Below are 9,971 nucleotides of genomic sequence, written 5' to 3' on the forward strand. Positions count from 1 at the left end.
GTGACGTGAGTTACATGAGACTAAATTACTGATTTCAATCAATATTGATTTTTGCAAAATATATTTATGCCGAGTGATATTCCGGCAGATTTTTCACTCAGCGCGCAATCTGCGCCTTGACTTCCGCAAGCAAATCACGGATCAAAAGGCAGGTTTCAGGTGCATAAAACATCTTGCACTGCGGACGTGGAGAAATCGGTAAACTCAGCAGACTTAAAATCTGCCGCTCTTAGAGCTTGCGGGTTCAAGTCCCGCCGTCCGCACCAGCTATTTCAATGACTTAGCTGGTGCTATTTTTTTAAGCGTTCCTAACGTTCTGATATCATTATCCTCTCAATGACAAAACTTGCGCTGATAAGGCGCTGTTTTCAGTATGAATTATTATTTGTCGAACCAGTCAGAGGTTTCTGCCTGCAATTTGTGTAAAATCTTACTGCTGATCTAAAACATATCAAGCGCCAGTTATACGCGAACAGACTATATTGTCATTTTGGATATTTTATCATTAAGTGGTAATCGCATCTCTGAATTGCAAAAGAATATACGAAGCATTACTTCTTTGTTTTAACCATATTAATCATGAAGATATCTTGTTTAATCAGCGCAATCTTCTCTCATTATTTTATCGATATAATAGATGTAATTTTGTCAGGTATATTATCTGTGGTGCATTTTTCATTTATTATTCCAACACTGCTGCAAGTTTCTGCATTTTCTGTAACAATGTTTGGGCGAGTGCCTCATAATTCCCGTCAAAATGATGCCCGCCGCTGATTTTCATAATATCCGCACCTTTTAAAGCATCCGCAGTACAAGCCGTATCCTCTTCATCTTCACCATAGACACAGACGACCCGATCCTGTGGTATGGAAAGAATAGCCGGCAGCGTTTTTTGTTCCCCTTCAAAACCGAGCCATCCCTGAACGGAAATCTGAAAAGATGTTGTGGTTGAGACCCCCAGTAACCCTACCATTCTGATCCGGTTTTGCAGTGTCGGATCAAGATATTTCCATGCAAAAGGGAATGTATCAGCACCGAATGAATAGCCCAGAACCGCTATAGGTAACTTTCCGCCCGGATCTGCTTTCTTCAGTAAAGCTGTTGTATCGCGCGCAATATCCACGGGTTTACGTTCGCTCCAGAAATAACGCAAAGAATCCACACCAATCACATGCACACCCTGCGTCTGCAGCCACTCCCCTATGGATTTATCAATATCGCGCCAGCCACCGTCTCCTGAATAAAAAACTGCTACATATTTTGCTTTGCCGCCACGCGCAGGTAAATCAACAACCGGCATAGCTGCATTTTGAGCATCCTGACCGGCCATTGACAGCACCTCATCAGCCGCCACGCGAAAACGCTGATCCGGATCAGGCACATTTTGTAATATCGCAATATTCTGTTCGCGTGCAGCTTCCGGCTGGTTGGCTTGCAAGCCTCCCGCTGCAACAAGCAAAGCAGAAACTGGAAGTTCCTTACCATATTCATAAGTGAAACCGCCGTCCGGCGTTTTGCTGGCCTCCGCCTGTTCGGTACAGGATGGCAGACGGGTACGGGCGGGCACGGGATCAATTCCGACAGCACCGGCAATTGTAGCATCGGGTGAATCTGACGCAGCGGCGTAAGCAATCGTCGCCCCCTGCCCGATTCCGGCTACAACAGGATGAAAATAAACATTCAGATCCAGCGCACGCAAAGCTTCTTTGGTGATCGCTTCAAAGTCTGAATCAAGATAATTACATTCACCATCCTCTTTATCGAGTGCTGCACGCCATTGCCGGAGATCAACCGGCAAGACAATCAGGTTGCGTGCCAGCAGCGCATCGGCAAAACGGCGTTCACGATCGCCGCCTCCGTTAAGATCGCTGATAATAATCGCCAGCCCTGCCGGATCGCCTTTCGGCATATAAACAGGAATCTCTGACAGCCGCTCCGCACTTACATGCGTTACCGGCTTGTCCGAAACAGTCAGACTTGCCCAGAAACGAAGCACTTTGCCCGGATGCATAGATAAATAGATACCTGCTGCAATCAGCACCAGCAATCCGAAGAGTCCCACAAGCCGTTTTGCTTTCATTTGCGAATAAACTCCAGCGGACTGCCGTTAATCAGTTTCGTTACGTCCAAAAGTGCACGCGGCGTTTCAAATCCGCCGGGGCAAACCATGTAATGCGGTGTCCAGACAGGTTCGAATTTTTCCTTAAACGCCTTTAACCCGTCAAAATGATAAAGATCTGCGCCACGTTTGTAGACAAATGAACCAAACCGGTTCCATCGGGAAGCAAGCCTGCTGCCACTTAAGCCTGACAGGGGCGCGGCTCCGAGATTAAACCATTTATAACCCTGCTCTTTGCTGTAGATCAGCAATTTGGCAAAGAGCGCATCCATCAGTAATTTATGCGCATTCGGCATATAACGCATCAGATCGACGGTAATTTCGTATTTGTCACCACCGCGCCATAAATTGGCAAAAGCAACGATTTCCCCTTCCTGCCGGAGCACAGCCAGATCAAATCGCTTGAGGTAATCTTCATCAAAATATCCGAGTGAAAAGCCTTTTTCACTTCCGGATTTAAACTCCAGCCAGGCATCAGAAATCTCACGCAAGCGCGGCAACAAAGGCGGTACATCTGCTGCAGAAATAACTTCAAAGACTAACCCGTCTTTACTGACTTTACGATCTGCATAGCGGAAAGGCTGACGCCGCGCGCCCTCAAGAGAAAAATCCGCCAATTCCACCCGCGCCACTTCACCCAGCTTAAGGGCTACCAATCCCATATCCAGAAACAATGGCAGACTTTGCGGCCCCACTCCGTAAAACACTGTGCGTAATGCCTGCTGATCCGCCAAAGCGTGAAATGTCCATGCCAGTTCTTTTGCCGTAGAGATTTGGCCAACCGGCTCACCCAATGCAATCAGGCTGCCGCCCGACTGCGCATACATGATGAAAGCACTGTCGTCAGGTGCAAGGAGAAACTGTTTATCCCCCACCATAGCAAGAGCCGCATCCGTATGAGGACAGGCCACAACTAAAGCAGGCACGGCTTCAGGTATATCATGATTGGTATTTTGTTTGCGCTGGCTATGACGGTTGATTAATGTATGCAGACCAAAAGCAGCGACAACAGCGAAAACCAGTACTGTGGCACGCAAAAAACGTGGCGCATTGCTATTCCATGCAAAATCCCACCAAAGATCACTGGAATATTCGACATGGCGATACACAAAGAAACCAAGCCATGTAGAAACCAGCAATGTTGTGCCAACGGTCACAATCCAATGCCAGCTTAACTCAAAACTACCGGTGATCGGGCGACGATAAAATGAATCGCGAAACTCCCAGAGCACGACAGAAAAAAGACAAAGCGTAACAGCTTCTTCCCAATCCAGCCCTTTAGAAAGGGAGAAAACAGCGCCGCTTAAAAGTAACAGCAATGCCGCCAGCCATGCACGCTCCAGCCGTTTCGCCAGCCCCCGCGCAACAATCAGCAAGGCAACCCCGACCAAGCTCGCGGCCAGATGCGACATTTCAACCAGAAATTCCGGCACAATGTCAGACAGTAATTCCACACGATAGCGCTTATCCGGCGTGGCTCCGGAAATCAGCAAAATAATCCCGCCCAGAAAAATAATACTGGCGCTCAGTCCCGGTATCAGCGGCTCAACCAGACGTTTGGCAAGTCGTGCCTGCTTACCGAGCATATGACGGCGGCGCATGATCTCCCAGAATAACAAACCGGCTGCCGCGGTAACCAATGGCAAGACCGTATAGATAACGCGATAGGCAAGTAAGCCTGCAATGGCTTCCGGATTGCCGCCAAGGCCAAGACCGGCAATGATTGTTGCCTCAAAAGCACCAAGCCCGCCGGGTGCATGACTGGCAATACCCAGCACCACCGCAATTACATAAACAATCGCAAAAACCGCAAAACTTGGGACCGCGCCATCCGGCATCAGCACATAAAGCGTAGCAGCTGCGGCACCGACATCAACCAGACCGGCGAATATCTGAACCATAGCGCCTTTTGAATCCGGTAATCGCAGGCTGAAAGTGCCGATCCTGATATGGCGTTCGCTGTGTGACAGCCAGTAAATAAGCCAGCCGATGCCACCAAGAATGACAAGTCCGGCCACAATATCAATACAGCTGTCAAAAGCGGACAGCCAGGGCACGTCCTTAGGGTCAATCAACAGTGCCGCGCCAACCATGATAATCAGGGCGAACCAGATGGCAAACCACGATGTGCCGACTATTTTCCCTATATCGGCAAGGCTGATACCTTCCGCCGCATAAATACGGTAACGCAATGCACCACCGGTAAGCAGTGAAAAACCAAGCGCATTAGAGATTGCATAGCCTGCCGCTCCTGCAATCGCTGCAAGACGTTTTGGAATCTGCCCCGGAGCAATCGTCTCGACTGCGACCACGTCATATAGTGCAACAGCGGCATAGCTGAGCATTGTGAAAAATATGGCAAGGCTGATTGTTTGCCATGAAATCGTATGAAACGCCGCCATTGTCTGCGAACGGGACGTATTCTGCAGCATATTTTCCAATACATAGATTGCCAGCAGAACGACAACGAAACCGGCAACAGGAAAGAAAAAATGCTGATAGCGCTTTATCAGGTCAAAGCGTCGGGATGACTGTGCAAGCCCTTCAGGCTGCAGTGTTGTTTCGGAATGTGCGTGTTGTTTTTTATCATTCGGAGCCGTCATTTATCGCTGCCTGCGCCATGAGAACGGGCGGATATTACGGCGCAGATTATGATAAATTTGTGGTGAAGTTTCAACGTTCGCTAAACCACGGAAAACTCTCAGGGTAAGGACGATAAAGCCAATATTCGTACTCACTCCGGCCGTGTGTATAGCTATGAAACATTTCTAATGCATTCATAGCTTCCACAAATGATATCAATTTGCTGGGGGATAAAATGCCAGCCTGCTACTTAGCGACAAGAATTACTCGAACCCCATCTCAAATAGCTGTAACAATACATGAGGTAGATCCAGCACAAATACTATCCCTTGCGAATGCCTCTTGCCTATAATCAGGTATCAAGACATCAGGTCAAAAAATAACCAACAACGCAATGAGGGGGATTTCTCCTCACTATAGGTCACATGATGAACACAGTGTCCTATTTGCAAGCTTTGCGCCTCTTCCACCTGCATACTATATCAAGACCAATTGCTATTGAAACCGCTTGAGCGGCAGGAGTAACTCTATGAGATCCTTTGGTTTTTTAAGTTTTGGTCACTATGTGAATGCACAAGGTTCGCAGGCGCGGACAGCCAGTGACATGCTGAAACAAGCAGTCGATATCGGCGTTGGTGCGGACGAACTTGGTGTGAACGGCGCTTATTTCCGCGTGCATCACTTTGCCCGTCAGCAGGCATCGCCAATGCCATTGCTGGCAACGATTGCGGCGAAGACAAAACATATCGAAGTCGGTACCGGTGTTATTGATATGCGCTATGAAAACCCGCTATATCTGGCTGAAGAAGCTGCCGCTCTCGATATTCTCGCAGACGGACGTATTGCACTGGGGATCAGTCGCGGCTCACCGGAAACAGTGGTGCGCGGTTACGAAACCTTTGGCTATACCGGTTCAACTGATCCGCGCGGTGCTGATATTGCACGCACGAAATTCGATTTGTTCATGCGTTCAATTGACGGCGAACGACTGGCACCGGGCGAACGCAGCACGACCGGCGGTCAGATGATGCCGATTGAACCGCGTTCTTCTACGTTGCGCGATCATATCTGGTGGGGTTCTGCGACCCGTGAAAGTGCTGAATGGACAGGACAACAAGGCCTGAACATGATGTCGTCTACTTTGTTGACGGAAGATGCGGGAATGCCTTTTGACGAGCTTCAGGCGGAGCAGATTATTCGTTTCCGCGAAGCCTATCGTGCGGCAGGTCATACCGGTGCTCCGCGCGTTTCTGTCAGCCGCAGCATCTTCCCGATTGTGAACGAACAGGATGCCGCTTATTTTGGTAATGCATCTGAAAGATATGACGGGGTTGGTATGATTGACGGTTTCCGTTCAACATTCGGCCGTACCTATGCTGCCGAACCGGACCGGCTGATTGAAGAGCTGAAGAATGATCGCGCCATTGCACTGGCAGATACTCTTATGCTGACAATTCCGAACCAGCTTGGGCCGGATTATAACCTGCATATGCTGGAATCTTTTGCCAAATATGTGGCTCCTGCCCTTGGTTGGAAACCGAACTGGGAAGGCCCTGTCACCGGCGATATAATCGGCTAAAAAACTATCCCTCAAGCCAGCGATGGCTTGAGGGATTATTTTTGAGTATTCTCATCACTGCAAAAACAAAACAGCCTTGGACTCAGGAGCAAAGCAGCGTGATTTATTTAGTTCGTCACGGCCAAACGATTTTTAACGCTGCCGCACGCTGGCAAGGACAAGTCGACTCTCCGCTCACCGCGCTCGGATTGCGTCAGGCTGCTGCTGCAGGTGTAACTCTTCGCAAAAACATCATCTCCGATGATATTGCTCTCTTTTCCAGCCCGCTAGGCCGTGCGCATAGCACTGCAAAAATAATCGCCGAAAAACTGGGCAAACCGGATGAAATCATACTCGACCCGCGCCTGATGGAAATTGGTATGGGCTCATGGGAAGGTCTTACGGATTACGAGATAGAGCAGGAATGGCCGAATGCCCGTGATGGATTGGAGCGCCATGAATGGTTCTTTCACTCTCCTGACGGTGAAAGCTTTGAAGATATGTCCGCCCGCGTTCAAGACGTGCTGACCACTATTGAAGAACATCAGGCTCAGATCAAAATCATCGTTTCGCATGGTGTGACCGGCCGGATAATTCGCAGTATTTATGCCAATATCCCGAGAAATGAAGCGCTGAAACTTGAAGTCCCTCAGGATGTTCTGTTCGGATTATCCGGTAACGGGAATATTGAGCGGATTGCTTACGATATATGAGCCAGCAAACACCCTCGCGCAAACAAAACTGGTGCCTGTCTGCAATCATATCCGTGATTTTTGGCGCGCTGACGGCCTTTATATTCTATTATCTGGTCTTTTTCGGTGCGGGAAATGACGGCTATGCCATCATATATTGCGTTTTTACGGCGCCAATTGCTTTAGTTTCCGGCCTGTGGGGCGTGTTTTACTGGCGCAGCAGTATCGCCGTTGCCGGCCTGCTTCTGGGGCTTTCACCGCTTATATATTTATAAAATGTCTTACGGCATGAGGCACCCTGCCCGCTATGAACAGAGTGCCAAAATCAGAGTATTATTTCAGCTGTTCAACTAGAGTTTCCTTAACAACAGTATCGAATGAATCTCCGCCACTGTCTTTGCTCAGCTCAGCTGTTTTCTTGGCTATATAATCATCACGCTTGCTGATGAGGCCTGCCATTTCCCCTTCAAGTTTCGTGCGTTCCTGCGCATTGCGGTCGAGAATTGCCTGTTTCTCCTGACCGGATTTGCCGCGCATATTTTCCGGCAATTCCTCATCCTTCACGGCATCCAGTTTTTGTTTGCCGTTCTGCACATCCGCCACAAGATCGCCGCCGCCGGTTACAACCTCTTTAGCGCCGCCTTTTTTCGAGTAATAGCGTGAATTATCAACCTTTACAGCTGCAGGAGCGGCAGATTTTGCATCCATCTTGCTGAAAAGCTCAGCCTGAACTTTTGAACTGCCATAGGCAATCACGGTCTTATCAAGATTTTGCTGAACAACGATAATTTCGTTGTCAAACGGCGTTTCCATAACAGTGATATTACCGCCATCCTGCGGAATTTCTATATAACGCCCGTGCCCGAGCTGGGCAATTTCCCGCCAGACTTTGGTCGTGTCAGGATCATCACCGGCCTGAATTGTATTGACGGTGATTTTATCTTCTTTCGCACGTTTCAGAATTTGCGGATATTGCCATGTGTTCGGATAATCCATATGCGGCGGCGCATCTCCGACAAGGAAAATGATCCGTCTGGTATTGTCATTTTTAGTCCATTGCAGCTTGCGGACAGATTCATCCAGCGCTTCATTGACGGATTCGGGTGTATCGCCGCCGCCGTCGGCCTCAAGCTTAATCAGCTTGCCGTATAGTCCCTGCACATCCGCGCTCATATCATAGGATTTAACGACATATTCATCGCCCTGGTCACGATAGGCCACGAGTGCCATACGAATATCCGCATCGGGATTCACATCAATGATGGTATTGGCAATCGACCAGATCTTCTTTTTGGCCCCGTCAATAAGACCGGCCATTGAGCCGGTTGTATCGAGTACAAAAGCGACCTCAATACGTTGGTTCTGGTCATTACTGGCTGCAAAAACCGGTGAAGCCAATGCAGTGACAGCAAGACCGGCAGCAAGTGTTTTTCCGAAAGCGCGCAAAGAACGAACCATTATTTTCCCCGAAGAATAAACGATGCCTATGCTTTGCGGCGGAATGAGGCATAATTGGGAGCCTGACCGGACAATATTATGACCAGCAGGTTTTTTATTCTTTTTTGCAATATTTATTTAGCTGTCTGTACAATTTTAGATGTAATAGTAAATTCTTCGCGCTTAACTGAATAAAAGCGCCACTATGACAATTACAAGAGAACAACCGAGATCAACGCATGATACGTATTCTGTTTCTTTTTCTGGGTCGTGAAATCATCCAGAGACATTGGAAAACACTGTTCGTCATCGGCGTTCTCTGGCTTATTGTCGGCCTTGCTATTCTGATTGATGCACTGGACGGAGATACCCTGCTCCGCCCGTATCTTTTTGCTTATTTTCTGGTGCCGGAAGCGGCTCTCAGCCTGCTTGCCGCAGCCGGTAGCGAAGGCACAGCCAGACAGATGCGCATAGTGCAAGGGATTGCATTATTTGCTGTCGGTATTCTTATTTACACATCCAGTGCCGCCAGCAATTTCTTTCTGGCCATGGTGTTTGGCCTGTGTTTTCTTGTTGACGGCAGTATGCGTATCGCCAGCGCGTGGGTTGTGCGCTATCCGCGCTGGAAGGCTGGTATTGCCGGTGGTGTGCTGGAACTTATTCTGGCCGTTGCGACCTTGCAGCCATGGCCGACCTGGTATGAAGGTACTGTCGGCGCCAATGTCGGCGCGGTTATCATGCTCACCAGCTTCGGTATTATCCATGTTGCGCTTCGCATCCATAGTCTTGAGGCCGGTGCGCCGCTTTCACGTCTTTTCGGGCGCAGCAGCTTACTCTCGGCAATGACCGCGCATCATGAAACGGATGAGAAAAACCCTAAACGCGGCGAATTAATCATTCATGTCTGGACACCAACCGGTACGGCCATGACACCGCTGCGCCAGCGTGCGATCAGCCGCTATATTGCTGCTATTGATGCCAATGGTGTCATCTCCACCGGTCATGCGGCTCTGGAGCTGGTGCCTGATGTTTATATCAGTCATTATCCGGCAGTAGAAATTGACCGTTCTCCCAATGAGTTCAGCCGCACTTTGCGTGCCACTGCCGATAATAATATCGAAGGCAGATTTTTACCTGATTATAAATCGGAAGCCGCAGACTGGTGCGAGTCTACGGTACAGGTGGTTATCAATAATATTGATGAAGATAAGCTGCGTGCTTTCTGGAAAACCTACAAGGCCGACAACACCTATAATCTGACAAACCGCAATTGCTCCAGCGCAGTGGCTGATGCTCTGGATGCCGCATTGGAAGGTGTTTACCGGAATAAACGCTGGCCGGTCTTCTCAGCATTCCGTGCGATTGTTTATCCGGAACTCTGGGCTGCCAGCATGATGCGCAAGCGCGCAGAAACCATGGCATGGACACCGGGTCTCGTTCTTGATTATGCCCGTGCGCTGAGTGCCATCGTTGACCCGAAACCCGGTTTCTGGGTGCCTAAAATATTCCTGAAAACAAGATCGGAATAAAACGCAGAAATGTATTGAATATGCACGCGCCGGAGCAAAAGCACCGGCGCGTT

The 9,971-nt window shown here is 49.0% G+C and carries 7 protein-coding genes and 1 tRNA gene; 5 read left to right on the top strand and 3 right to left on the bottom strand.

Features of this window, described 5'->3' with window-relative positions; genetic code table 11:
• Positions 1 to 180 precede the first annotated feature (180 nt).
• Positions 181 to 266: transfer RNA gene (locus A918_RS0116330), tRNA-Leu, on the top strand.
• A 416-nt stretch (positions 267 to 682) separates the two neighbouring features.
• Here the strand turns inward: A918_RS0116330 and A918_RS0116335 are convergent.
• Positions 683 to 2,080, bottom strand: coding sequence for an AcvB/VirJ family lysyl-phosphatidylglycerol hydrolase (locus tag A918_RS0116335; protein WP_022712092.1), 1,398 nt, complete (start codon positions 2,078 to 2,080; stop codon positions 683 to 685).
• Complete coding sequence (gene mprF / locus A918_RS0116340; RefSeq protein ID WP_022712093.1) at positions 2,077 to 4,722, bottom strand: bifunctional lysylphosphatidylglycerol flippase/synthetase MprF; 2,646 nt, start codon at positions 4,720 to 4,722, stop codon at positions 2,077 to 2,079. The genes A918_RS0116335 and mprF overlap by 4 nt, the downstream gene beginning before the upstream one ends.
• A 509-nt stretch (positions 4,723 to 5,231) precedes the next feature.
• On the opposite strand from mprF, the gene A918_RS0116345 reads away from it, so the two are divergent.
• The 3 genes from A918_RS0116345 to A918_RS0116355 all read left to right on the top strand — a co-directional run bounded on the left by A918_RS0116345 (position 5,232) and on the right by A918_RS0116355 (position 7,227).
• On the top strand, positions 5,232 to 6,281 hold the full coding sequence (locus tag A918_RS0116345; protein ID WP_022712094.1) for an LLM class flavin-dependent oxidoreductase: 1,050 nt from the start codon (positions 5,232 to 5,234) through the stop codon (positions 6,279 to 6,281).
• Positions 6,282 to 6,379: 98 nt separating this feature from the next.
• Entirely contained in the window at positions 6,380 to 6,973 is a 594-nt protein-coding gene (locus tag A918_RS0116350) for a histidine phosphatase family protein (protein ID WP_028233903.1), read from the top strand.
• A 53-nt stretch (positions 6,974 to 7,026) separates the two neighbouring features.
• Entirely contained in the window at positions 7,027 to 7,227 is a 201-nt protein-coding gene (locus A918_RS0116355) for a hypothetical protein (RefSeq protein WP_245257349.1), read from the top strand.
• 58 nt (positions 7,228 to 7,285) lie between these two features.
• Here A918_RS0116355 and A918_RS0116360 read toward each other — a convergent pair whose 3' ends face one another.
• Complete coding sequence (locus tag A918_RS0116360; RefSeq protein WP_022712096.1) at positions 7,286 to 8,410, bottom strand: VWA domain-containing protein; 1,125 nt, start codon at positions 8,408 to 8,410, stop codon at positions 7,286 to 7,288.
• A 218-nt stretch (positions 8,411 to 8,628) separates the two neighbouring features.
• Between A918_RS0116360 and A918_RS20830 the strand changes: the two genes are divergently transcribed.
• Positions 8,629 to 9,918 (top strand): HdeD family acid-resistance protein, encoded by a 1,290-nt coding sequence (locus A918_RS20830; RefSeq protein WP_022712097.1) that lies wholly within the window; start codon positions 8,629 to 8,631, stop codon positions 9,916 to 9,918.
• Positions 9,919 to 9,971: the final 53 nt, after the last annotated feature.

This window comes from Pseudochrobactrum sp. AO18b (assembly GCF_000409565.1).
GTDB classification, from domain to species: Bacteria; Pseudomonadota; Alphaproteobacteria; order Rhizobiales; family Rhizobiaceae; genus Pseudochrobactrum; species Pseudochrobactrum saccharolyticum.

Bases quoted from the DNA above. Each gene is read 5' to 3' on its own strand.
- A918_RS0116335 (WP_022712092.1), bottom strand. From the start codon at position 2,080: ATGAAAGCAAAACGGCTTGTGGGACTCTTCGGATTGCTGGTGCTGATT.
- A918_RS0116345 (WP_022712094.1), top strand. From the start codon at position 5,232: ATGAGATCCTTTGGTTTTTTAAGTTTTGGTCACTATGTGAATGCACAA.
- mprF (WP_022712093.1), bottom strand. From the start codon at position 4,722: ATGACGGCTCCGAATGATAAAAAACAACACGCACATTCCGAAACAACA.
- A918_RS20830 (WP_022712097.1), top strand. From the start codon at position 8,629: ATGATACGTATTCTGTTTCTTTTTCTGGGTCGTGAAATCATCCAGAGA.
- A918_RS0116360 (WP_022712096.1), bottom strand. From the start codon at position 8,410: ATGGTTCGTTCTTTGCGCGCTTTCGGAAAAACACTTGCTGCCGGTCTT.